This is a genomic window from Magnetovibrio sp. PR-2 (genome assembly GCF_036689815.1).
In the GTDB taxonomy this organism is placed as follows: domain Bacteria; phylum Pseudomonadota; class Alphaproteobacteria; order Rhodospirillales; family Magnetovibrionaceae; genus Magnetovibrio.
Map to the genome: position 1 here is coordinate 56,343 of NZ_JBAHUR010000013.1, position 22,494 is coordinate 78,836.

The window sequence follows — 22,494 nt, forward strand, 5'->3', positions numbered from 1 at the left end:
GCACACATACGGCACACTTGAAGGAGATTTCAGGCTATGGCGACTTATCGTAAACGCAGCAACAGGTGGCACGTCCAGGTTCGGCGTACCGGACACCCCTCCCAAACCAAAAGCTTTATATCCAAAGCAGATGCACAGATATGGGCGCGGCAAATTGAAGCCGAAATGGACAAGGCTGTCCTACCAACTGATATCCGAGCACTAGACCAACTGACCGTCGCAGACTTGATTAAGCGATACAGGGATAACGTCACCATTAATAAACGGGGTGTGGCGTCGGAGAAGAAGCGACTGGAAGTCTTCCTGCGCTATGAGTGGGCCGACAAATCCCTCAAGCAGACCACCCCTCAAACTTTCGCCAGTTACCGCGATGAGCGCCTCAAGCAAGTGCGCCCTGCTACAGTGGTGCGGGAACTGGGCATCCTGCGATCAATCTTCGCTACGGCAATCAATGAATGGAATATCCCAATCCCTGAAAACCCGTTGGTTAAGGTCCGCAAACCTAAACAACCGGAAGCTCGGGACAGGCGACTACAGGAAGGTGAACTTGAACGCCTACTCTTGGCTTGTGAAGACACCCGGAGGGATTGGTTACGTCCCTGTATCCTAATCGCCATTGAAACAGGGATGAGACGCGGTGAAATCCTGAATGTGAAATGGCAGGACGTAAACCTGGACGCTTCAACACTAACCATCCCGGTTACAAAGACAGGCCATTCAAGATGCATCCCTCTCACACCAGAAGCCGTGGCGATACTTCAAGATCGTTGGGATGATGAGTTTGAGCAGACTGACGTGGTCTTTCCAGCGAGCGCAAATGCCTTCAGGTTGTCCTGGGAGCGCTGTAAGCGCCGGGTGGCTAAGACCTACCCCGAAATAAAAGACCTACGCTTCCACGATCTCCGACACGAGGCAGTATCCCGTTTCTTTGAGATGGGATTGTCCGTTCCCGAAGTAGCGCTTATTAGCGGACACCGCGATCCGAGAATGCTATTCCGATATACGCACCTTAAGGCTGAAGACATTGTCGAGAAATTGGCTCTGCAAAATCAGTAAAACATGCCTGTTGAAAGCATCATAAACAAACAACCACTCAATATATTTAATGCGTTGAATCTATTGAGTTTGTTTAATTGCTCTCCCCTAGTGTAACAGAAACGCCTCCAACTAATCAGAACCCTCTTTTTTTATAAAGAGAACTGGTGGTGTTTGATTTCCAAAAAATGACTGGACGGTCCCTGCAAAAGTAGGGGCCGTTTTTTTATGAACAAGAAGGAGCATTCATGACAGTTAACACTTATGACTTTGTTGAAGCGATGGACCATCACTGGACAGTAAATTTAGGCAATGTCAGCAGCAAAAATTTACGAGCTACTTGGCTACAAATGGGAAGCACATTTAACGATCAATGTACCCGCGCCAATCCAAAATTATGGCAAATTCTACAGCCCGCTACAGGCACCGGGAAAAGCCAAGGAACGGCGGTCTATTGTTCCATGCTTGCCGAACTTTCAACTGAAATCACAATTGAACATATTATGAAGTCGTCACAAGCCACAGACCTACATCCTGGGGTGCTAATCGTTACACGGCAAATTAAAGATGCTGAAAATATGGCTGCACAAATCAATGAGCTGGCGGGTAAAGAAACGGCGCGGGCAAGCCATAGCGAGAGCCAACTCTCTGAAGCAGAAATTACTTCAACCCCGGTTCTTATTATTACACATGCTGCTTATACGAATGCCTTAAGCAGTGCCAGCTCAGAGGTTGGAAACGATCTCCGACTACGATTGCTGCATCAATGGTTTCATAAAGAACGCGATCTTATCATCATTGATGAGGCCCCAGATTTGATCGAAACAACACAGGTCAATATCGAACACTTAAAACAAGTTTTGGGGCACATTCCTGAAGCTATAGCAAATCGTTTTCCTGAAGAGATTGCATACCTAAACAATTTGCTCGCATGGATGAAAGGCCTGCCTTCGGAAGGTTCACGCGAACAGATGCTTCCCGATAAAAATATGCTTTCGAGGCAACCTGATTTTTCGGCGCTTCGCAAAGCCATCAAAGGTCAAGCTTTAGATTGTAGTGTTGTAAAACGTCGTGATTTCGATGTGAACAAGAACCTCCACGAAATTATTACGGAAACTTTGAAATCGATTGCAAGCTTGGGAGATGATTGGTGCATGTATGCACAGTCAGGAAAACAAGGAACACTAAATCATGCTCGACATATTCTGCCAGTAGATCATCCAGGTGCTGTGATTTTGGACGCAACTGCATCAACAAATTTATTGCACCACCTTTTTGAAGATCAGATGGAGATAATTCCAACACCAGAGCAAGCACGGAATTACACCAATGTAACCTTGCATGGTTCGCAAGGTCACCGTCTGGGGAAAGGCTTTCTCACAAATAGAAAGAATGTAAAAAATGAAGCTGAGAAAATTGCCGCTTTTGCTTCTTCTCTTGCACCAAACTCCGAAGGAGTATTTGTCTGCTGTCATAAAGACTTAGAATATCAATTAGTAGGTAACAGCACATTCGAGGTCAGTCATTGGGGTGCTATTGATGGCCTGAATAAATGGCAGGACTGTGATACTGCAATCATCTTTGGGCTTCCATACCGGGGTAATATTTGGGCAGCAAATGCATTCATGGCCGTTCAAGGTCCACAAAGTACAGAATGGCTTGGAGATACAGGTAACAGGCCTTTTGGACAATTCACGGATATTTTGCACGAGCTAAATGTAGGCGTGATTTCAACAAGCATTATTCAAGCCATCAACCGTGTGCGGTGTCGGCGTGTTGTCGATCAGGTTGGCAACTGCCCAATCACCAATGTCTACATTCCCTTGCCGAATGGAAAACTTGGTACGGAAATTCTAGACCATATACAAACAGCAATGCCGGGTATTCAGGTTCTGGATTGGAAATATGCAGGAGCTACTCGTAAGGTACGAAAGCTTAAGCATGCGGCTTCTCTGGTTGCATTCCTAAACAACAGCATTCCAGGAAAAATCCCAGCCCATGAACTCAGAAAAGAAACTGGTATCCCGAAGAGTTCATTCGAAAAGATGATTGTGAAGATCAAGAATGAAGCCTCAGACATCTATTCAGATTTAATGGGCATCGGCGTCACCTATCAAGTCGAAGGGGTTGGACGTGGGGCCAAATCATATTTTCTAAAATCATAAGGAATTGATGACAGACAAACGAATAAACCAACCACAAAAGATTTCGCGACAAGAGGCCGCCCAGTGCGGCCTTTCGCGTTTCTATACTGGCAAGCCCTGTAAGTCAGGTCACCTTGCCGAACGATACGTCAGCAACAAACAATGTGTTGCCTGCAATGCAGAGAAAGCCCGTGAACGAGAACAGAGGCGCTCTAGGATCGATCCAGCCTATCGGATGTATCGGAATGTCCAGAGGCGTTCAGGGCAAGCCCTGAGAGGTAAACACAGCCCTTCTAGAGCACTGGGCTGCACAAGCCGAAAACTCTCAACCCATATCCAGGCAAAATTTACGGAAGGAATGAGCTGGGCTAAATACGGACAGTGGGAAGTTGATCACATTATCCCTCTGTCTGCGGCCAAGGATGAACAAGACCTCATCAACCTGTGCAGCTACACAAACCTACAACCACTTTGGAAACGACAGAACCGGATCAAGGGCGGGGCATAAGCTCCGTCCATCCGGGCACTGTATCTATTTTGTTTCGAAGAGAACCAACGGAAAAAGAGAGATGGTTAGCAACCGTCCATAAGCTCTGACGGTGTTGTACCCAAAGCTTTTGCCAAACGCCCTATAGCTTGAATGCTAAGGTCCTTTCGTTTCCCAGACTCGATCTCACTGATGTAGGCCTGACTAACACCCATTTCATGGGAAAGGGTCTCTTGCGTAAGTCCAGCCAACTTGCGCAGAGCTTTTACGTTTTTTCCGAATGTATGCTCAATCCCCATCCTTCAAATGGACAGCGATTTACTTTGCACGACAATCTACGTACGTATATATTTTAGTCATATATGTACGTAGATTTTTATTTTGGTGAGAAGTTCAGGGGTTTTAACTATGAGGACTTATAAAAAATGTCTGGCAACTGTGCTATTCGCCATGGCGTTAACATCTTCCCCGGCACCTTCTAAAGCAGAATTTCCCCTTGATGCCTTCACGCAAACAGAGGCCGAAAAATTCTATTTCACTGGCATTGCTCACCAATCACAAGACAACCCGTCTGTAGCTATTGAATGGTTTAGAAAGTCAGCTGAGTTGGGGCATTCTGAAGCCCAGGTACGCTTAGCGTTTGCCTATGCAAATGGAATAGAAGTGCCCAAAGATATTTCTAAAGCCATGTATTGGAACCAAAAGGCGGCAGAGCAAGGACACCCAACGGCACAATTCAACCTCGCTGTAGCATACGATCTAGGCACCGCTGGTTTCCAGCAAAATAAAACAAAAGCATTTGAATGGTTCAGTAAATCGGCAAAGCAAGGTCATGCAAAAGCCCAATGCGAACTGGGAAATATTTTTAGTGATGGGAAAAGCGTGAGCTCAAACACTCAGGAAGCATTACGTTGGTATCGTCTGTCAGCAGCTCAGGGAAACGCCCCAGCATTAAAACAAATTTCTTTGATTTACGAAGAAGGCAAAGGTGTATTGCAAAACTATATCCACGCTCATGCCTGGGCACTGGTCGCAGTGTCCCTGGGAAGCCCTGATGGATATGTCGCGCGAAAGAGGCTCTCAGAAAAAATGACCAAAGAGCAGATCGCCGAGAGTCAGAAGTTGGCTCCTACGCTACTTGGCAAATAATCAATGCGCCTATTGCCGTCTGGCATATGCCTAATCTATTTGCTCCTCTTCCCCCTTCAAGCATCAGCCATGGACATAAGAGGTAAGGCTCGAATAGTTGATGGCGACACCCTTTGGATTGATAAAACAAAAATCAGACTCCATGGAATAGACACACCTGAAATGAAACAGTTGTGCACCTTGCCAAACGGATCACCCTATAGCTGCGGAAACACATCCTCTAAAGTCCTGGCATCGCTTGTACAGAATCAAAGCATTGTTTGTGAGGGCCTATCGTATGATCGCTACAAACGGCTAATCGCAAGATGTTATGCCGGAGCAATTGAGCTGAACCACGAAATGGTTCGGCAAGGGTGGGCACTAGCATATGTCAAATATTCGAATGATTACGTGGCTGCCGAAAAGGAAGCCCGAAAACAATTGCGTGGGCTATGGTCTGGACGATTTGAGCGGCCTTGGGAGTGGCGAAAGTAAATCTAGGCACATCTATGCGCACCACCCGCCTCTAACTCCTGGTGTGACACATAACAGCCAGCAACTATTAAGAGTTCTGCAATTGCTGTAAAATAGTCCAGCGAATCGACTCGCTATACTAGCAAGGGCAGGAAATGATTTTCCATAAACGGCAATACACTATTGAAGACTTCATAACCAAAATCATTGAAAACATAGATGTGCCAAGAGCCCGTTATGTATCTGCTGAACGCTCATATCAATCGGTTGCCAAGTGGCTTGCCCGGCCTGAGTCAATAATTCGCGAATTGAACCCCCATGTATATGTGCAGGGATCATTTGCATTAGGGACAGCAATTCGTCCTCTTGCTGGTGACGATCATTACGACATTGATGCTGTTTGCCAAATCGAATGGGACAAAAGCGCCCACTCTCAAAAACATCTAAAAGAAGCTATCGGGCATGAGATTCTAGGATATGCACAATCAAAAAAGATGGAAGAGCCTGAATCAGCACGGAGATGCTGGACATTAAATTACGCTGATGAAGCCCAGTTCCATATGGATGTACTGCCTGCCGTTCCTGACAGCCGCCGTCATAGCGCATTGATTGAAGCTGCTGGTTATGATGTAAGAAATTTGGGCCACTTCATCGAATCTGCAATTTCGATAACAGACGAAAAACATCCTTACTACTCAATTCCTTACGATGATTGGCTTGGCAGCAACCCTCGGGGCTATAAAAAATGGTTCAACGAGCAAATGCAGGAGCTCCTTGACGAACGCCGTCAAGCTATTGCCATGAATGAGCGTGTGACTGTTGATAAAGTCCCGCACTACCGGGTTAAAACCCCACTGCAACTATCTATCCAACTCCTAAAGCGACACCGTGATGTGATGTATGCTGATGATGAGGACAATCTGAAACCCATCTCAATTATCATCACTACTCTGTCAGCAAAGGCATACAATCAGGAGAGAGATTTCGTTTCAGCCTTCCGCAATATCATCAACACAATGGATCAATTTATCGAAAACAGAAATGGAACTTATTGGGTGCAAAACCCTGTAGATCCGCGTGAAAATTTTGCTGACAAATGGGCCGAACATCCTAAACGTCGTACAGCATTTATAGAGTGGTTAGATAATGTAAAACGAGATGCTGATGCCACGTTTGCAATGACATCCGCTGAAGAAATTGTTGAGCACCTATCGCCACTGCTTGGGCATCAGCCAGTTGAAGCGGCAGCAAAAACAATGTTCCCATCAGCTGTGAGAGCCCTGACATTAGATGTAGGCCTAAAGAATAAGGTGCTCAGAGCACCTCACAAAGAAAAGCCCGTCTGGACACAGCGAGGTCATCATAAAGTAGAAATAACCAGCGCGACCGTTAGCAAGCGTGGTTTTCGTCGTCACACATTTAAAAGCAATGGTACTCCCTTACCAAAACACAGCACACTTTGGTTTCGTGCTTCAACCAACACGCCAAGACCCTTCGAAGTGTTTTGGCAGATCGTTAATACTGGGGATGAGGCAGATCGTGCAAATGGATTGCGTGGTGGCTTTGATAAAGGGGTAATCGAACGCGGACGCTTAAAGCGGAAAGAAAGCACCGAATATTCGGGGTCGCACTCTATCGAATGCTTCATTGTAAAAGATGGATACTGTGTAGCTCAGAGCGGCGTATTTATTGTGAATATCCAATAAGTGAGAACAGAATGTCCAACAACAAAGTCAGTCTAAGATGGATACTCGAACAGGCTTTCGAGGTGTTGAAGGTTAGAGCCTCCGTAGAAGGAAAACTAATATCCGTTGGAGGTGTAATATTCTGTGGCGCTGGTGTTGCTGCAATTGTCCGCCTCGCAATTCCTACACAATATGGTTCGTTAGTTTTTGATTACCTGCCAGAAGGTGGAAGCTCCCTTTGGGGAATGCTATTTGGAGCCGCACTGATCCTGAGTGGTCTCGCTGTTGGGGTATACAAAATTCAGAATGAACAACGACTCAATGAACGCCATAGGATTCTGGCTATCGAACTTCGGGGGCTTCAAGACACAAGTGACACCCCTTTAGCCTCATTTCTTCCGAGCCATATAAAGGGACGAAAAGACACCCTTCTGATCGACATCCGCAAGTTCATGCACAACGGCACTGTTACCAATCCGCAGGCGGCACTAGACCGGGTAAACCTAATCACACATGACTTTAATGAGTGGCGGCGCGATATAGACCGTGGTGATGTATCTGCATATCTTGGCGGCTTAATGCCAGTTCCATTCTCATTCTTGGCCGGGATGCTTTTAGATGATGAACACATGGTCAATGGGATGCTTGATTGGGACCGTGATAAATCAAGCTGGAGAGAGCTGGATGAAGAGGACGATGGCAACCGATTTCTTATCAAAGGACTTGGAAGTATCCCTCAGCGTAGCAATGAAGTTATCGTTGCCATTTCAGCATCCTACAGCATCGATATAGAGGGTGTTAAAAACTTCAAACACAACACGCCAATCGTAGAATTAGAATTGGCGAATCGGAGCACGTCTTGCCACTGGTCAGAGAGCAAGCAACAAGCCTTATCCGCTCAGCTCCGTGAGGTGCTCGTGACTCTGTCAGATAAACACATTGAATTGATTCATTTGTTTATAGCTGGGGCAAATAGTCTCGTGATTAGACTTGGACGCACGTATGACAGACGCAACATGCCCCGTTGCAACATCTACCAATATGAGAGATCAGCAACTCCGCCATATCCATGGGGCGTGGTCTTGCCCACGCATGGAGTGAACACGGCTACAATTATATAGCTGCGTTTGGTCTAGTATTTCTAATACCCCCGTATAAACACTCAGATTTAAAGTTAATCAAATGCCATCATACGATTTCAAAACCCTCTCAAACATCGATTTCGAAGAATTAACTCGGGATCTTTTACAAATGGAGTGGGGTTTAATGCTAGAGTCATTTAAGCCCGGAAAAGATCAAGGAATTGACCTTCGGCATATTTCACCAAGTGGCTCAAAGACAATCATTCAATGCAAGCATTATGCCGCATCTGGGTTCAATTCCCTTTTAAGAACACTGAAAAATGATGAGCTTCCTAAGATTAAAAAGCTACAGCCAGAGCGCTACATCTTAGCTACATCAGTTCCCCTCTCCCCTGCTCAAAAATCAAAAATAAAAGAGGCGTGTTCACCATATATAATTTCCGATGGTGACGTCCTGGGAAACGATGAATTAAACAATCTCCTCGGCAAATTTGATGAAATCGAAAAGAAGAACTTCAAACTTTGGTTAACAAGCCAAGCCGTTCTTGATCGTGTTTTAAATAATGCGTCAGTGGTAAAGAGTGAATTTGAAGTCCAAGAAATTGCAGCTAAGATTCCTATCTATGTTCAAAACGATAGTTTCCCAAAAGCATCAACTATTCTAGATAAGCACAACTTCGTTATAATATCTGGGTCACCAGGAATTGGTAAGACAACTCTAGCTGAAATGCTTATCTATCAGCATTTAGAGCACAACTATATCCCCGTCATCGTTGAGCTCCATAATCTTGATGAGGCTATTCAACGCTTTGACAACTCAAAGCCAATGATCTTTTATTTTGACGATTTCCTAGGACAGACATTTTTAGGAGATAGTGGCAATGTCATTCACGATCAAAGCTTGCTTCGCTTAATCCGCATTATTCAAAAATCGAAAAATGCCAAACTTGTTATGACTACAAGAGAATACATTTTACAAAACGCCTTAAAGGCATATGAAAAGCTCGATCATAGTGAATTGATGGATATAAAGTATGTTTTAGAACTAGATAACTACACTAAAACAATTCGTGCACGCATACTCTACAATCATCTCTATTTTTCTGATCTAGGCATATCTTTTCTAGAATCTATAGCTCAAGATCAGACTTATCGTAAAATCATAAATCATGCGAACTATAGTCCCCGTATCATTGAATGGATGACTACACTTACAAATCTCGTAAATGTATCAAGCGGAGACTATCCAGCTTTCTTTCTGCACAGTTTGGACAATCCGGAACAACTGTGGAAGCACGCCTTTAATGAACAAATCTCCTTTGCTGGGCAAACATTATTATGGTGTTTGTTAGCACAAGGTGGAGCAAGCTCTCTTAATGATTTAGAGAGCCTGTTTGATAAATTTTATGAATACTCATGCAATAAATATAATTATTTCCGAAAAAGTTTAGACTTTAAGGCCGCACTAAAAGAGTTAGACGGAAGCTTTATTAACATCAGCAAAACTCTTGTTCATTTCTACAACCCATCCGTTCGTGACTTTTTGCAACAATGGCTACATCAAAACCCAGACTATGCTTTGGATATTATCAAAACAGCGGAATGCTTTTCTCAAATCAATCACATTTGGGGGTTTTTAGCTGATAATCAAAATCACGACTTAGACAAGTTTATTACACAATATCAAAATGAAATATTTACTGCTGTAGAGCGTCTAATCGACCGACCACATGGACATATGGAAAAAGATGACGAAACTTACATATGGTCATTTGCCGAACAGGACGCTTCATTCTCATCTCGCATCCCCACATTGACTCAGCTAGCTCATATAACAAAGGATTCGAATTACCTTAAGCTAATTCCACAAATACTCGAGAGCACGAAACAGCAAGGCTTTCACGGTGACGATGGAATTGTGGATTGGGCAAATATGCTCAACCTACACTTACCATCAGAAATCATTAACGACTCAACGCTCGATGAAATCGTACAAACTCTCAAAACATTTATCATCGAGAACGCAACACACGCGAACTGGCTAGAAGATTATGTAACCCTGGCTGATATTGATTCCCACCATCCCCTAAATGTGGAAGAGCGAGATTCGATTAGTAATGCTTTCCAAGGATTAGATGCCGAACATGAACTTTCTTACTTAAGTTCATCATCTGAAATTGAAGAGTATCTTGCTACATATCAAAAAATAAATAATGAGTTCGGAGGCCCCGCTATCGATACCCCCTCAAATTATGATGAAGTGCTGCAGCAAGCTGTTTACGAAGAAGAGCATGCAGAAACCCAAAACCACGATGGTTGGGAAAAATTCCAACAGAAAGCACAGCTGGAGCATGAACATATAGATCATATGTTTTCTGCATTAACTGACAAATAGAAATTACAGGCTTATTGCTCCAATGCTTACTCAGGAGGATGAAGCTCTGCATGTTCAAGAATACGCCCCGAGTAATGATCAGAATTTGCATTTTCTTTCCAGAAACCAATAATGTCATCATCCAGAGCAAGCTTCTCGATTTTAGCTAAGCTCGTTGTTTCTTCCTCATGATAGGGAGCTGTTAAGCCAGCATCAGTATCGGCATCCCCTACAATGACGTATTGAAAGATTTTTCGCATCTCATCTGGAACGCACGCCACCCCTTGATCAATTAGAACTGTTGCGCCCAATTCGAGCCCAACCCGAAATACTTTTGGTAAAACGATTTCATAGTATGCAGGTCGATCCATAGGCTTATGCATCCACAAGTGATTAGGGGCAATATTCGTGCAATTTATCCATAGCCCTAAACGCTTGTCTCTTTGATCAGGGACCTCTGCAGGAATTTCTATCTGTTGAGCAAATTGAGCATCTAAAGGATCATTGGTTTTGATAAGTCCAACCTGACCAATGGTGGACATTGCAATCTCCTGCAAATCAATTTCGCTGCGAATTTTTCTAACACTCGTAAAATATCCATAAGCAATATTCTTAAGTTGTGCCCGCCCCTGAATATTCCAGGTTGATCCCCATATTTCTCCGCTTCTATTGATACCCTCAAAACCTTTTTCATTTGTATGGTGGTAGAGAAACAACTGAAGTGTTCCATTTGATTTTCTCCACCTACCATCTGGGGAAGGCCAAACAGGTCCATCGATCTTTTCATAAAAGCATTTGTAAATAACACTGCCATCTTTGTGCGTTCTCAGCTTGCCCTGCTGAAAAAACAAAACACGGAGGCATGCTTTGCTGTTAGCTACAAATGTAAAACGGCAAAAACCGCCGTCTCCATCCGGCAAAAACCCGATTTGGTTTGGATCGAAAAATACGGGTACGAAGAATGGCTTGTCCTTATCGTTCCCAAACAGAATATCAGGCTGAACTACAGAACCATGGGGCATATGCACAAGCCTGCATTTGATATAACCCTGTTTGATTATTTGTGTTGATAGCAACTGACGAACAAGTTTTTTAACCACTGAGCCCCCCATTGATTTGTTGTTGTTTTATGAGCAACACACTCTGTCTGAACGGAAGGGGCCTGTACAAAAGTCTCGCCACACTTCACCGATATTCTGGTCGGCCATGCCACATGAAATCTGTTGCCCAGATTGTCCACATGCATAGAAACAAGCTGTTCTGTTTCTCTGAACGAGTCCTAAAAAATCGAAAAGCTGAGATACACCATCAACCACTACCCCATCGTATGACTGTTCGTATGGAACACTGATGGTTGTCGCCTTTACGCCCAGAAAACTTGTGTCAAACCTATCGTGTCCAGGCACAATGCGAAGAATTTCTTTTTGTGGTTTTCCTGGAAAGAATAGTTTTCCTGTCGTGTATTTTGTCAGAGTACTTCCCTCTATATCCGCGTAACTCCGCGACAAGAGGTCCTTATATTGGGCTTCGGGAATTTCTACGGAATGCTTGACTTCCCACATCAACTGTCCAGCATTTAGCCCAACCTCGTGCACATGAACTGGGTTTGGCCCAATTGCTTCAAATGAGAATTCATATTCACCCTCATTAACCTTCAATAAGTCCAAACTTAAATGCGATTGCGCATTTACAATAGCAAGAGTGGTGACGACACCAACAAGCGCAGAGCCAATTCCAATAATAATTAGACGAATTTTCGACGTAATGTCACCCGCTGTAAATAATGCAGAAATATGTTCAATTAACTTCACATCTTCCCCCTTGCTAAGGTCATAATTAACTCACCACATTTAACGTGTGCGTATGACAACCATTCTCTCATAAGTTTATTTGCGAGGAAATGTTAAAGTGGTCCTCTCAAAAAAATGATGGGATTTTACGAGCCCCCACATCAATCAAGTTGTGTCTCGCCAGCCCCCCATACCCCCCCTCTGCTTAAATCGACACCCGGCACAATCTTGGCACAAATTGATTTCATTTCCCGGTCTGTTCAGCTTGACGAGGATGGCAATTCTCTCTAGCGTAAAAGCCATAGATACTTGACGTATCAAGAGATAAATCAAATCGGCGGAACCATTAAATTCATTTAATATCAATGATTTAGCGCCCTCCGAAGGCAGAGGTCGTGAGTTCGAATCTCGCCGGGTGCGCCATTCAAAAGCCCCGAAAACCGGGGCTTTTGGCCGTTTTAGGGGCTGATTTCAGATCACCTCAAAATGCCCGGAAGTGCCCCTCGAAGAACCCAGAAACACAGCGTCCAGCACCCTCCAGATACTTTGAATAGTATGTACCCCCAAACGAAGAGGTTTTGGGCCAGCTAGGAAGGGTGTTTCTGTTTATTTAGCCCGCCCTAGTCTATATACATCTGATGTTGATTGGACAGGATGTACTGCGTCTTCATGGGCAAATGCACGTTTTTCAGAGCAGATTGTAAAAGCGACCAATGAAGCTGTTGACCTATCACTACAAAGGGCGCGCGCTTCGGCTGTGATGGTCCTATGAAAGTGTTTGACGCTTGAACGGGGCGCGCCATACTTAAGGCATGATCAATGCACGGATCACTCGGTTCATACACCTGTCGGTCGCGGGCGCTTGGGCGGCTGCGGTTCTGTGCGGTTCTGTGGACAGTGCTTTTGCAGACACAGCGCACAATTGCCGGGCCCAGAGCGTGCACGCAAGTTGGCTAAAAGCCATCAACGCCAAAATTGCAAAAGCGAAGCAAAACAATCCGAATATTGATGTGTCCGGCTATTTTCAAAAACGCGACCGTGAAGTCGTTCGCCACGAACAAGCCCACCTCGCCGCGGCATGCGAGTGGGGATTGTCCATTCACTATCTGAAAACACGCTATAAAGGTCAGGTGTATCGCACTGCCGGGTGTACCCGTGTTCGGGGCGATGCCCCTTGGCAAATTGCATATCTCAGCGCGCTCGCACCATTGGCGGAGGGCATAGAGCCTTCGCCCTATGACCGCCGTATCGCAGAGGCCACAAGCCGTCTTTTACGTTCGAAACGCGACCCTTGGCAGCAGGTCGGGCTTTGTCCGGCCGCAGCGAAGGTCAAAGCTTATCTTGAACACAGAGGGGATGGGGCTGTTAAAGTTCCTCCTGGCAAAATTCCCAAAAGCGGGCCGCGCATCATTTACGGGAATTGAAGGTTCTGCATTGGCGAGATAAAATGCGATGGAACACGCGCTAAGGTGTGAGGATCGCAAACCCCACCATTAAGGCACCACCATGACCGATACACCATCTGTCCGCCGCCCCGTTTTGGGAACTTTGATGTTGATCGCAGGTTTGCTGTGTCTGGGGATCAGTGCGGTGTTGTTGGTGAAAAGCCACTTCGGCCCCTTTTTTGTGGTCGAAGGCCACATCAATGTGGCGGCGACCATGCAACAAGGCGGCACGCGCCTGCGCGGTGGGGGCGGGGATGCGGTGGTGATCCTTTTAAAAGAAGACCTCACCCCAACGCCTTACCCGCCGGAATTTTCCCTTACCCTGTCGTTGAGCGGATCGGAAAGTTTCCACATGGCCCAAAGGCTGCCCCGGGGAACAGCGGTGAAACTGTTCATGGATGGAGATGATCTGCAAGATGCTTTGACGTACGCACAAACCCGCCACGCCACGGAGCAGTCGGGCCAGGTGTATTCAGGCTTTGGCTTTTGGCAGGTGGAGGGTTTGGTTCATCTGCATAAAATTGAGTGGATGGAAAACGGAGACATCGTTTCCGCACACCGCACCTTCACCGCCATTTGGTTTTGGACTGCCTTTTTGGTCATCATTGGGTTTGCGTTGAGTGTGGAAGGCCGTGCACACCTTGTTGGGAAACCTGTGTCGCCGGATGACAACGCCCCCTAGGTTCCGTCTGCGCCACCCGGCTGATAAAAGCCATAGACATAATTGGACAGTTCCACGGCACAAAACACAACACACCGCTCACCATCGCGAATTTCCACAGGCGTGGTTTGATAGGTCTGGTCCGGATACTGGGGGTGATGAACTTCCACGCGCGGCCCATCCAAGCGATGCCATTTGTGCGCCCAGACGTTTTCAACGCCGCCCAAGCGCAAAGGCTCCCCTTCCGAAACAATCGCCACATACGGCCAAACGACCAAATCGCCCAAAACGAAACCTTTCAACATGTTCTGACTTCGACTTAGTCTAGCACGAATTGGACGCGCTCTTTAAAAGTCCGCTTTTGACCAATAATGACTGTTCAGCTGGCGAGCATGCGGGCACATAATTTGACATTTCAATAAATTTCGAAATAATAGCGTTAATCCGTTTTTGTTTGTTACTCCTGCCGACAAGGTGTGCCGTTTTGATGAAGTTATCCGTATTTCAAGCCACGCAAATTCTTTCCGGACTTGCGAACGAAATGCGTCTTGAAGTCTTTCGGAGCTTGGTTGCACGCGGCGGCATGTCCGCTGGCGAGTTAGCTGAAGAACTCGGTGTTAGGGCTTCAACGCTATCCTTTCATCTCAAAGACTTGCGCCATGCGGGTTTAGTATCCAGCCAAAAGCAAGGGCGGCAAGTCATCTATGCCGCGAACTTTGACAACCTCAATGATCTATTGAGCTTCTTGGTGGATGACTGTTGTGGTGGTCGGCCTGAGCTGTGTATTCGCACTGTCGAGTCCACAAAAAGCTGCTGCGACAAAACGGCATAAGGGATTTCGGTTTATAAAAACGGTGTCTTTCAAATCTAAAACAAAATGAAATGAGGTTTGGTGGTTGCACAAATCCATTTGCCCGTGGCGATATTCATTTGGCGCATGATTGTCCCGATGCAGCTGAAGGCCGACTTCAATACGCTCACCGTGCAGGAACGTAGGGGTGCAAATTGTGAATAAAACCAAACGTTGGTACATGACTGTGCCAGTTTAACAGGTAAATTAATGACTATTGGGAGGATGTGTTGTGATGTTGCTGAAAGAAATGACATGGATCAAAAAAGCTGTTTTTGCGCTTTTGGCTCTCATGGCTGTGATGGGGGGGCAAGCCTCTGCCGATACCGGGGACGTGTTGGTGGACACAGATTGGCTCGAACAGCACATTGACGACGACAATTTGGTGATTTTGGAAGTCCGTTATCACCCGCACCGATATTATACCATTGGCCATATACCTGGGGCCGTACAGGTTCAACGCTTTAAAGACCTTGGCGATAATGATGGTCAATCCATCATGTTATTTCCAGACAAGCCTGCCTTTGAAAAAACCCTGAGAAGCTGGGGCGTGAATGACAACTCATCAATCGTTATTTATGATGATTCACGTTCTGCATTGGCATCACGGCTATATTTCCTTCTGGACTACTATGGCTATGATATGACCCAGGTGAAGGTATTGGATGGCGGTACTGTCGCCTGGCAAAGTTTTAATGACTTGGAAACAGATAAGGTCGAGCCTAAGCGTGGGACTGTCACCCTTAAAGAGGCACGCTCTGAATTGAGTGTTGAGTGGACCGGCGTTTACGACCGGGTTGTTTCACAACGCGATACCCAAATGGTCTTGCTGGATGCACGTCCGTCGACCCACTACAGTGGCAAAGAAATTGTTCATGCTGTGCGGGGCGGGCATATTCCAGGTGCAATCAACATTGTTAGCCTCAGCGGTACAGAAGGTGAAACCCAGTTGTGGAAAACGGCTGAAGACCTTGCACAAATGTATGCGGACATTCCGAAAGACAAGACCGTAATTGCATACTGCCACGATGGTTTCCGCATGAGCTTGGCTTACATGCAGCTCAAGGCAATAGGCTACAAGGATGTTCGTTTGTACAACGGTGGCTGGGGGCATTGGGGCAATGAATTGTCCTTACCCGTTGTCGAAGGTCGCGAACCGTTTGACGACACATTTAAGTTGTAGTCGGCTACATCAATGATGATGGCGTTAGATAAATCCAAAGTGGCTCTTTTCACTTCATTGTGTAGAGAGCAGCTTTGAATATTCTGGCTGAGGCTTTCTGGTGTGGCTTTTTCCTCAATTGTGCCATGGCCAGTCTGATTCAGTCCCGTTTAATCCCCGATATTCGAAAAATGGCACAACAGCACCCGAACAACGAGTTGATTTAGTTACACTTTAATTCGCTCTCTCACCCTCCGAAGGCAGAGGTCGTGAGTTCGAATCTCGCCGGGTGCGCCATTTTTTAGACCTGAAAGTGCCTTCCCCAGCCCTGCTGCTCGTTCGGGTGGCGCAGAAGGTTTTTGCTTGTGCAACAATCACCGCAACACAACAGCTATGGGTATGGAGAAAACCATATGGGTTCCCACGTCAATTTAGAGGCGGCTTCAGAGGCGTTCTACAAGGTCTTGTTTGAAAGAGCGCCCGAATTAGAAAGCAAATTCAACAATTTGAGCTTCCAACGCCAAATGTTCGAAGGCGCGCTTAAGTACATTGAAATTGCTGAGGAACAAGGCGAAGATGTGGAAACACAGCTGCGCGCCATCGGCCTTAGACACCGCGGGCAAAACATCTCATCCGAACACATGGCCATCGGCCGCGAAGCCTTCCAAGCGGCCCTAAGCGCCGGCGGCGTTGATGACCCCGCCGCCATTGAAACATTCATGAACGGCTATGACGCCGTTCAAAGCAAAATGAAAATTTCAATTTAGAGCGCAGCCTTCGCATAAAAAAGCTGACCCGGCGCGCGTCTCCGGCTCTGAGTTGGACCCGTAATTGGAGCCATTATCTCAACCTCGCCAACCACCGCACGCTCCATCAAGACATCACCAATGCCATGATCAAGTAGACGTTTTTTTAGTCTTCGTGAGAAAAAAACGCTCTCGACCCTCCATAGCCTTTGCAGTTTGGTTTTTTCAAGCGTGGAGGCTTTCATGTTTTGCTCCTATTCCGTTCCCATTTGGCCCTCAGTTTTGGCGCTTTTGCTGGTTTTTGGTCTCATCCCCACGGCAAACGCCAGTTGGCAATCGCGTGTGTTGTTAATCGGTGTGGACGGCGGCGGCGCCATCCCGCGTCACAACCAACCCTTTGTGGATTTGACCGACGCGTTGGCTGAACGGCTCAAAGGCTCCACCTACGTCATCTATACCGAAAACAACGACAAGCCTTTCAAAAAGAAGAACCGCAATCCACGCAATCTGCGTCAAACCATTTCGGCGGTTGAAAAGCTCCCCGACAACCGGTTGGACTTTGCCGTGTTGTTGACCGCCAAGCGCGAAGTGGGACGCCGTGCAGATCACACCCAATTTTCCCTAAAGGTCATCGCCCGCTTGATCGATCCCTTGGACGGTCGGGTGCTGGAAACCATCAAAGTGAAATCTCAGACGCTACACATCCCTAAAAAGCGGTGTGGCCCGCCGTGCATGCGCAACGCCACATATGAAGCCAATGACACCATCGCCCCGTTTTTAGCCCTGCGCCTGACCGAAGAAATTGAAGAGCGCGAAGACGATATGCGCGCCGACTATGACGACGGCGACGACTTTTATGAATATGACGAAGTCGATGATCTTGATCTGCGTCGCGACTTGAACGGATAAGGAATGGACCCATGATTCACGGTGTACAAAACAATGCCATGGCGGAAATCGCCTTAGCGCTGGCCATGGGGTTCTTTTCCATCATGGTCTTGACCTTGGTGTCCATGGGCAGCGGCCTAACCCCCGCCCAAAGCGTAGACACCGCCCACAGCCCCGGCGTTCAGGTGCAACACTCCGAGCCCACAAAATCACAAGACCAAAGTGCCCAAGAAGACATCAAAGTCTCCAGCGCGGACTTAGTCATCTATCACGCCGGGCGTTATCTGGATGCGGATTTGAAACCCTTAGACCCAGCGTCTTTGGCCGGACGTGAGAAAGTCGTTCTCGCCGTTGACGGCAACTTGCCCATGACCGAAGCCTTAAAAGCGCGCGAAGGCGTTCCGGTCGGCAACCTCACCATCGCACCTTTAGACGCACGGTGGCAAAAAGCCCTGAAGGAGACGTCATTATGATCCGCGTTTACCCCCGCTTTATCATCTTAGGCCTGCTCACCCTCGCCGTTTGGATTGTGGGTATTGCGCCCGCTTTTGCCCTGACCCGCGTCGAAGTCAAACGTTTGGTCGTGGAAACCGCGCTGGATAAAAACGTGCCGCCGTCTTTGGCCTTAGCTGTCGCAAAAGTCGAATCCGACTTTAACGCCCACGCGCTCAGCCCCGCAGGGGCGCGCGGCGTGATGCAGATTATGCCAAAAACCGCACAAGACGAATTTGGTGTGGCCGAAGACGATTTGTGGGATGCGCAGACCAACGTGCGTTTGGGCGTGCGCTTTCTCAAAGAACTGCATCACATGTACGGTGAGCGTTGGGAACTGGCGCTATCGCACTACAACGGCGGCTCACTGAATAGAAGCGGTGCCGACGCCCATCCCCATGCCTATACGCGGCGCTATGTCAAATCGGTGATGAAATGGCAACAGGTCTACACCGAACAAAACGCCGTGTGGCAAGTGCTGTCCGACCAGACTGAAAACGTCCGCGTAGCGAAAGCCGCACCGAAAAGCGATGTGCCAAAAGATGTGCCAGAAGATGTGCAAGAACTTGATATCGTGGAATGGGAATCGCATGCAGAAGACGTCGCGTATGAACACGACGAATGGGAAGTGATCGACCTCGAACCACGCCCGCGCCATCGTGATGTTGCCTTCGACCGCCGCCCGCCGCCGCGCCATCACGCCAAACGCCGCGGACCGGTCCGTGTGTTCCGCGGCTCACACTTTCCCAAGCATTGGCACTGACGTTTGATTTGACATGAACCAGGACGTAAACTAGGCACCAGGCCAACAAGGGGAGCGCCTTCGTGAACACTGCGATCAGCACACTCGCCCAATCCGGGGGACGTGACACCTTAATCCAGGATTTTCGCGCCGTCGCCGAAGCCACCACGCTCAGTGGTGCGCCGCGCTATAGTGAGACACCGACCTTGATGTGGCTGGCCAAGTTCGTCACCGGGGCTGCAGGCGGTCCCAACAAGGACGCCCCGCTTTTTGAACTCTGTCATCTCATAACAGCACTGAAACTCGGCTTCGGTGGCGGTGCAGATTTGCGTGCTGAGTTCTTCTTAGGCCTCAACCCAGCCACACCGGCGGCGTATAAATCCTTCTTTGACGACGCCGTTGCTGGAGAAGGTCTCACTGTAGAAGACGAGCAAGTCACCCTCAACTCAGGCCCGGCCCCGTTCTCCATCCGTTATGGCCGCATGCCGCGTTTGGTCGCCTTGTTCGAATTCTTAGCCGGGCTCGACGCCTTTTCGTTTTTTGGCGCGTTCAACGACATCCTCGATGAGTTGGAACAAAGCCCAAATCTTGCCGCCATCAAAGCCGCCGCCAATCAATTGTCCAGCCGCATGCGCCACTATCGCCTGCAACACTTAGCCTCTGCCGAAAGCGATGGGAAATTCACGACGGTGTATTCTTTTTTGCAAGACCGCAGTCCACAAAATGCCTTCCAAATCGACGACGCGGCAATTTTTGAGTTCTGGGCCCTCCATAATCAACAAAACGATTATAAGGGATATAGAACCGTGTTCGATTTGTTTTTCAAATTCATGGCCGCGATGGACGAAGTCACGTCGCGTCGCGCTGCCCAAGACGCAGGCGTATTGGGTGCCGACCGCGAAGGCGGAGAGCTGGACATTGGCGAAGACAGCATTGACGTCTTGTCCCCAAATTGGGAAAGCCCTTTGGACGTCTTCGAAGAACCGCCCTTATCCGACATCAAGTTTTTCAAAAAAAGCACCGAGTTGAAACCCCTTGAGACTTTGATGACCTATGGGCCAAAGGTTCAGTCTTTGGCTTTGGCTTTTTTGCGCTATGAAATTTTCGGATTTTTGCAATCGGCCATCACCAACGATTTGCAAATCGGGCGCGGCGAAGAGTCTGTGCAGAACCGGGTCCAATGCACCGATGCTGAAGCGTACACCGAACGCAAAACCACCTTTGAAACCTTAGAAGCCCATGTCCACCAACTGATCCAAGCCTGTCTGCATGTGGTCGCATCCGACACGGTCGTCGCCTTTCCGGGTATAGAGGACGACAGCGCCAAAGCGTTTAAGAAGCTCACACGCAAAGGCTTTGATGACCGTGCCCGCGACAACGCCGATGCCTTCAAGCTGGCCGCCGATCCCTTGCTCAGTGTGCGCACGCAACTGCAAGGCCTGTTGAAGGCCTTGGATAAGCTTGATCTTGAAACCCATTTCGATGCGGACCGCGTAGCCTTTCGCCAACAATTTAGAGCACTCTACGGAGAAGCCTCATGATCACCTACACACCCAACCCCAAAGATAAAGAGGTCGCCCAAGCCGAGTTTCGCGCACTCAGCCAAGCCCAAGGCTTGATGGATGCCGAAGGCGGCGCCGTCTCCCCCAGCCGCCTGTGGGCCTACGCCCAAAGCCAGCTCAGCGACGGCTTTGAAGATGTTTTACATGCGCTCGACCAAAACCCTGACATGCGCAAAGCTTACGGCGCCATGATCCGCAGCGCCGCCATGTACAGTTTCCCCGAAGCCATGGCCGCAGCCGAAGCGGACACCTTGCCCGAACGCGCAGGCCAAGGCTGCAAGCTGTCGCTCAAACCGTCGCGCGCGGAACAAACGCAGCTGTATTTGATCATTGAACTTGCCGATACCTCTAAGAAACCGAAGGCTTTGGTCGTTTCCGACAAAAAGGACCGCACCGCTTTGCTGACCCTGCCCCAAGCGCGCGATGGGATTATTCAAGTGATTGTGGAGAAAAATTCCGATATCGTCCGTTTGTTGAAAGATCCGAAGTCGGAGGCCTATCTGAAGTGAAGCGCATCGCCGTTCACGTCGCGACCACGGGCGGTCCTGTGCTGGTCCAGCGCATCACGCCCGAGTTCGCCGCCCAATCCATGATCTGTTTGGGCCGCACGTCCGAAGTGCTGCCCATCAGCGCGGACTATGACGACTTCGTCAAACCGGGCAGCGGCGTGATCATGCGCGAATTCGGCCCCTTTGAAGAAAATGCCTTCCGCCTGGACGCGTCGGGCCCCATCGGCACCGGGCGCAGTTGGCAGCTGGGTGTTTATGCCGCCCACGCCATCGATCACAGCGAACATTGTGTGCTGTCTTCAGATGAAGACGCCGACACCATTTTGTGGATGACGGGCATGGTGGACTATGACTTAAACGTCAAAGCCGTGGACCACATCGCCGACAAAGCCCAAGCGGCCCAAGATCAAATGACCACGTGGCTGGCGGACGGAAAACGCGTTTTCGCCGTCGTGCCCAAGGGCAACAATCACAAAGACCTGTTGTCCAGCCGACTGCCCGACGGGGTCGAGATTTTGCCCGCAGGCAGTGTCGAGCATGCCCTGGCCCCCTTGCATCTCTCCCAAGGCTCTGCTTCGGGGGCACAAGAAACACAAAAGGCCAAGACCAACCGTGCGGGCTGGGCCATGTTTGGTGTCGTGGCCGCAGCATTTGCCGTGATCGTCTATAACTTGCCCGATTTTGCGTCTGAGACGCCCACCCCACCGCCTGCGTTGGAGATCAAAGGCGACATCACCCTGCCCGCACCTGAAATCGCCGCAGAACCAAAGCCCGAAGCGGAACCGGAGCCCGAGGAAGAAGACTTCGCCCTAGAAATCTTTAACGAAGACGGCGAAGACTTGGTCTTTAACTACGGCGACCATTTGGAGTTTGCGGTTGAGATGAACCGCAACGCGTGGCTCAACTGTTTTTATTTCCAAGCCGACGGCAAGGTCTTGCAGCTCTACCCCAATCCTTACGTCGAAGAGGTCTTCCGCTTTGAAGCGGGAGAAACCTACGACATGCCCAGCGAAGAATTTTTCCCCTTCCAAGTCCGCTTCGCCCCGCCGGCGGGCGAAGAAGTCATCGTGTGCTTCGCGTCGGAAGAAAACCTCACCGATGAACTGCCCGAGCCCCTCAAAGGCCAGACCAAAGGCCCGCTTCCGGCCACCGTCGCCAACGACATCCCGCGCATTTTCCATTCCCTTGCGGGTGACGGTTTGGCCGTGGCAGAACTGCCGTTTGTGATCGAGCCTTAA

General features: G+C 48.3%; 23 protein-coding genes and 1 tRNA gene. 19 read left to right on the forward strand and 5 right to left on the reverse strand.

Annotated elements, in window-relative coordinates:
* Positions 1–36 precede the first annotated feature (36 nt).
* A complete protein-coding gene (locus tag V5T82_RS14535; RefSeq protein ID WP_332896383.1) occupies positions 37–1,056 on the forward strand; it encodes a tyrosine-type recombinase/integrase in 1,020 nt (339 codons plus the stop codon).
* 227 nt (positions 1,057–1,283) lie between these two features.
* The gene (locus V5T82_RS14540) at positions 1,284–3,200 is read left to right on the forward strand and encodes a hypothetical protein (RefSeq protein WP_332896384.1); all 1,917 of its coding nucleotides are present in this window, start codon (positions 1,284–1,286) and stop codon (positions 3,198–3,200) included.
* Between the two features lie 552 nt (positions 3,201–3,752).
* On the opposite strand, the gene V5T82_RS18265 is transcribed toward V5T82_RS14540, so the two are convergent.
* A complete protein-coding gene (locus tag V5T82_RS18265; protein ID WP_442917774.1) occupies positions 3,753–3,965 on the reverse strand; it encodes a helix-turn-helix domain-containing protein in 213 nt (70 codons plus the stop codon).
* A 109-nt stretch (positions 3,966–4,074) separates the two neighbouring features.
* Here V5T82_RS18265 and V5T82_RS14545 point away from each other — a divergent pair, with 109 nt between their 5' ends.
* The 5 genes from V5T82_RS14545 to V5T82_RS14560 all read left to right on the forward strand — a co-directional run bounded on the left by V5T82_RS14545 (position 4,075) and on the right by V5T82_RS14560 (position 10,430).
* Entirely contained in the window at positions 4,075–4,815 is a 741-nt protein-coding gene (locus tag V5T82_RS14545; protein WP_332896385.1) for a tetratricopeptide repeat protein, read from the forward strand.
* Positions 4,816–4,884: 69 nt separating this feature from the next.
* Entirely contained in the window at positions 4,885–5,289 is a 405-nt protein-coding gene (locus tag V5T82_RS18270; RefSeq protein ID WP_442917776.1) for a thermonuclease family protein, read from the forward strand.
* A gap of 134 nt (positions 5,290–5,423) precedes the next feature.
* Positions 5,424–6,974: a nucleotidyltransferase gene (locus V5T82_RS14550; protein ID WP_332896386.1), complete on the forward strand. Its 1,551-nt coding sequence runs from the start codon at positions 5,424–5,426 to the stop codon at positions 6,972–6,974.
* Positions 6,975–6,985: 11 nt separating this feature from the next.
* Positions 6,986–8,074 carry an SAVED domain-containing protein gene (locus tag V5T82_RS14555; protein WP_332896387.1) on the forward strand — a complete coding sequence of 363 codons (1,089 nt, stop codon included), beginning with the start codon at positions 6,986–6,988 and terminating at the stop codon, positions 8,072–8,074.
* 61 nt (positions 8,075–8,135) lie between these two features.
* Entirely contained in the window at positions 8,136–10,430 is a 2,295-nt protein-coding gene (locus V5T82_RS14560) for an nSTAND3 domain-containing NTPase (RefSeq protein WP_332896388.1), read from the forward strand.
* A 26-nt stretch (positions 10,431–10,456) separates the two neighbouring features.
* Here V5T82_RS14560 and V5T82_RS14565 read toward each other — a convergent pair whose 3' ends face one another.
* The gene (locus tag V5T82_RS14565; protein WP_332896389.1) at positions 10,457–11,509 is read right to left on the reverse strand and encodes a hypothetical protein; all 1,053 of its coding nucleotides are present in this window, start codon (positions 11,507–11,509) and stop codon (positions 10,457–10,459) included.
* Between the two features lie 27 nt (positions 11,510–11,536).
* Positions 11,537–12,220 carry a hypothetical protein gene (locus V5T82_RS14570; protein ID WP_332896390.1) on the reverse strand — a complete coding sequence of 228 codons (684 nt, stop codon included), beginning with the start codon at positions 12,218–12,220 and terminating at the stop codon, positions 11,537–11,539.
* 791 nt (positions 12,221–13,011) lie between these two features.
* Here V5T82_RS14570 and V5T82_RS14575 point away from each other — a divergent pair.
* Both V5T82_RS14575 and V5T82_RS14580 read left to right on the forward strand, forming a co-directional pair.
* A complete protein-coding gene (locus tag V5T82_RS14575) occupies positions 13,012–13,623 on the forward strand; it encodes a hypothetical protein (RefSeq protein ID WP_332896391.1) in 612 nt (203 codons plus the stop codon).
* An 82-nt stretch (positions 13,624–13,705) separates the two neighbouring features.
* On the forward strand, positions 13,706–14,326 hold the full coding sequence (locus V5T82_RS14580) for a hypothetical protein (protein WP_332896392.1): 621 nt from the start codon (positions 13,706–13,708) through the stop codon (positions 14,324–14,326).
* Here V5T82_RS14580 and V5T82_RS14585 read toward each other — a convergent pair.
* Positions 14,323–14,610: a hypothetical protein gene (locus V5T82_RS14585; protein WP_332896393.1), complete on the reverse strand. Its 288-nt coding sequence runs from the start codon at positions 14,608–14,610 to the stop codon at positions 14,323–14,325. The genes V5T82_RS14580 and V5T82_RS14585 overlap by 4 nt on opposite strands.
* Positions 14,611–14,792: 182 nt before the next feature.
* Here V5T82_RS14585 and V5T82_RS14590 point away from each other — a divergent pair, with 182 nt between their 5' ends.
* The 4 genes from V5T82_RS14590 to V5T82_RS14605 all read left to right on the forward strand — a co-directional run bounded on the left by V5T82_RS14590 (position 14,793) and on the right by V5T82_RS14605 (position 17,084).
* Complete coding sequence (locus V5T82_RS14590; protein WP_332896394.1) at positions 14,793–15,137, forward strand: ArsR/SmtB family transcription factor; 345 nt, start codon at positions 14,793–14,795, stop codon at positions 15,135–15,137.
* Between the two features lie 253 nt (positions 15,138–15,390).
* Positions 15,391–16,338 (forward strand): sulfurtransferase, encoded by a 948-nt coding sequence (locus tag V5T82_RS14595; RefSeq protein WP_332896395.1) that lies wholly within the window; start codon positions 15,391–15,393, stop codon positions 16,336–16,338.
* A 181-nt stretch (positions 16,339–16,519) separates the two neighbouring features.
* Positions 16,520–16,614, forward strand: a tRNA-Arg gene (locus tag V5T82_RS14600).
* A gap of 116 nt (positions 16,615–16,730) precedes the next feature.
* Positions 16,731–17,084, forward strand: coding sequence for a globin (locus tag V5T82_RS14605; protein WP_332896396.1), 354 nt, complete (start codon positions 16,731–16,733; stop codon positions 17,082–17,084).
* On the opposite strand, the gene V5T82_RS14610 is transcribed toward V5T82_RS14605, so the two are convergent.
* The gene (locus V5T82_RS14610; protein WP_332896397.1) at positions 17,081–17,308 is read right to left on the reverse strand and encodes a hypothetical protein; all 228 of its coding nucleotides are present in this window, start codon (positions 17,306–17,308) and stop codon (positions 17,081–17,083) included. The two genes, V5T82_RS14605 and V5T82_RS14610, sit on opposite strands and share 4 nt — an antisense overlap.
* Between V5T82_RS14610 and V5T82_RS14615 the strand changes: the two genes are divergently transcribed.
* The 6 genes from V5T82_RS14615 (at position 17,307) to V5T82_RS14640 (ending at position 22,494) form a co-directional block, all read left to right on the forward strand.
* On the forward strand, positions 17,307–17,972 hold the full coding sequence (locus tag V5T82_RS14615) for a hypothetical protein (RefSeq protein ID WP_332896398.1): 666 nt from the start codon (positions 17,307–17,309) through the stop codon (positions 17,970–17,972). The two genes, V5T82_RS14610 and V5T82_RS14615, sit on opposite strands and share 2 nt — an antisense overlap.
* Before the next feature lie 11 nt (positions 17,973–17,983).
* Positions 17,984–18,424, forward strand: coding sequence for a hypothetical protein (locus V5T82_RS14620; protein WP_332896399.1), 441 nt, complete (start codon positions 17,984–17,986; stop codon positions 18,422–18,424).
* Positions 18,421–19,206 (forward strand): lytic transglycosylase domain-containing protein, encoded by a 786-nt coding sequence (locus V5T82_RS14625; RefSeq protein ID WP_332896400.1) that lies wholly within the window; start codon positions 18,421–18,423, stop codon positions 19,204–19,206. The genes V5T82_RS14620 and V5T82_RS14625 overlap by 4 nt, the downstream gene beginning before the upstream one ends.
* Positions 19,207–19,268: 62 nt before the next feature.
* Positions 19,269–20,726, forward strand: a complete 1,458-nt coding sequence (locus V5T82_RS14630; protein ID WP_332896401.1) for a hypothetical protein — start codon at positions 19,269–19,271, stop codon at positions 20,724–20,726.
* A complete protein-coding gene (locus tag V5T82_RS14635; protein WP_332896402.1) occupies positions 20,723–21,256 on the forward strand; it encodes a hypothetical protein in 534 nt (177 codons plus the stop codon). Before V5T82_RS14630 ends, V5T82_RS14635 begins: the two co-directional genes overlap by 4 nt.
* A complete protein-coding gene (locus tag V5T82_RS14640; protein ID WP_332896403.1) occupies positions 21,253–22,494 on the forward strand; it encodes a DUF4384 domain-containing protein in 1,242 nt (413 codons plus the stop codon). Before V5T82_RS14635 ends, V5T82_RS14640 begins: the two co-directional genes overlap by 4 nt.

Bases quoted from the DNA above. Each gene is read 5' to 3' on its own strand.
- V5T82_RS14535 (WP_332896383.1), top strand. From the start codon at position 37: ATGGCGACTTATCGTAAACGCAGCAACAGGTGGCACGTCCAGGTTCGG.
- V5T82_RS14540 (WP_332896384.1), top strand. From the start codon at position 1,284: ATGACAGTTAACACTTATGACTTTGTTGAAGCGATGGACCATCACTGG.
- V5T82_RS18265 (WP_442917774.1), bottom strand. From the start codon at position 3,965: ATGGGGATTGAGCATACATTCGGAAAAAACGTAAAAGCTCTGCGCAAG.
- V5T82_RS14545 (WP_332896385.1), top strand. From the start codon at position 4,075: ATGAGGACTTATAAAAAATGTCTGGCAACTGTGCTATTCGCCATGGCG.
- V5T82_RS18270 (WP_442917776.1), top strand. From the start codon at position 4,885: ATGGACATAAGAGGTAAGGCTCGAATAGTTGATGGCGACACCCTTTGG.
- V5T82_RS14550 (WP_332896386.1), top strand. From the start codon at position 5,424: ATGATTTTCCATAAACGGCAATACACTATTGAAGACTTCATAACCAAA.
- V5T82_RS14555 (WP_332896387.1), top strand. From the start codon at position 6,986: ATGTCCAACAACAAAGTCAGTCTAAGATGGATACTCGAACAGGCTTTC.
- V5T82_RS14560 (WP_332896388.1), top strand. From the start codon at position 8,136: ATGCCATCATACGATTTCAAAACCCTCTCAAACATCGATTTCGAAGAA.
- V5T82_RS14575 (WP_332896391.1), top strand. From the start codon at position 13,012: ATGATCAATGCACGGATCACTCGGTTCATACACCTGTCGGTCGCGGGC.
- V5T82_RS14580 (WP_332896392.1), top strand. From the start codon at position 13,706: ATGACCGATACACCATCTGTCCGCCGCCCCGTTTTGGGAACTTTGATG.
- V5T82_RS14585 (WP_332896393.1), bottom strand. From the start codon at position 14,610: ATGTTGAAAGGTTTCGTTTTGGGCGATTTGGTCGTTTGGCCGTATGTG.
- V5T82_RS14590 (WP_332896394.1), top strand. From the start codon at position 14,793: ATGAAGTTATCCGTATTTCAAGCCACGCAAATTCTTTCCGGACTTGCG.
- V5T82_RS14595 (WP_332896395.1), top strand. From the start codon at position 15,391: ATGTTGCTGAAAGAAATGACATGGATCAAAAAAGCTGTTTTTGCGCTT.
- V5T82_RS14605 (WP_332896396.1), top strand. From the start codon at position 16,731: ATGGGTTCCCACGTCAATTTAGAGGCGGCTTCAGAGGCGTTCTACAAG.
- V5T82_RS14615 (WP_332896398.1), top strand. From the start codon at position 17,307: ATGTTTTGCTCCTATTCCGTTCCCATTTGGCCCTCAGTTTTGGCGCTT.
- V5T82_RS14610 (WP_332896397.1), bottom strand. From the start codon at position 17,308: ATGAAAGCCTCCACGCTTGAAAAAACCAAACTGCAAAGGCTATGGAGG.
- V5T82_RS14620 (WP_332896399.1), top strand. From the start codon at position 17,984: ATGATTCACGGTGTACAAAACAATGCCATGGCGGAAATCGCCTTAGCG.
- V5T82_RS14625 (WP_332896400.1), top strand. From the start codon at position 18,421: ATGATCCGCGTTTACCCCCGCTTTATCATCTTAGGCCTGCTCACCCTC.
- V5T82_RS14635 (WP_332896402.1), top strand. From the start codon at position 20,723: ATGATCACCTACACACCCAACCCCAAAGATAAAGAGGTCGCCCAAGCC.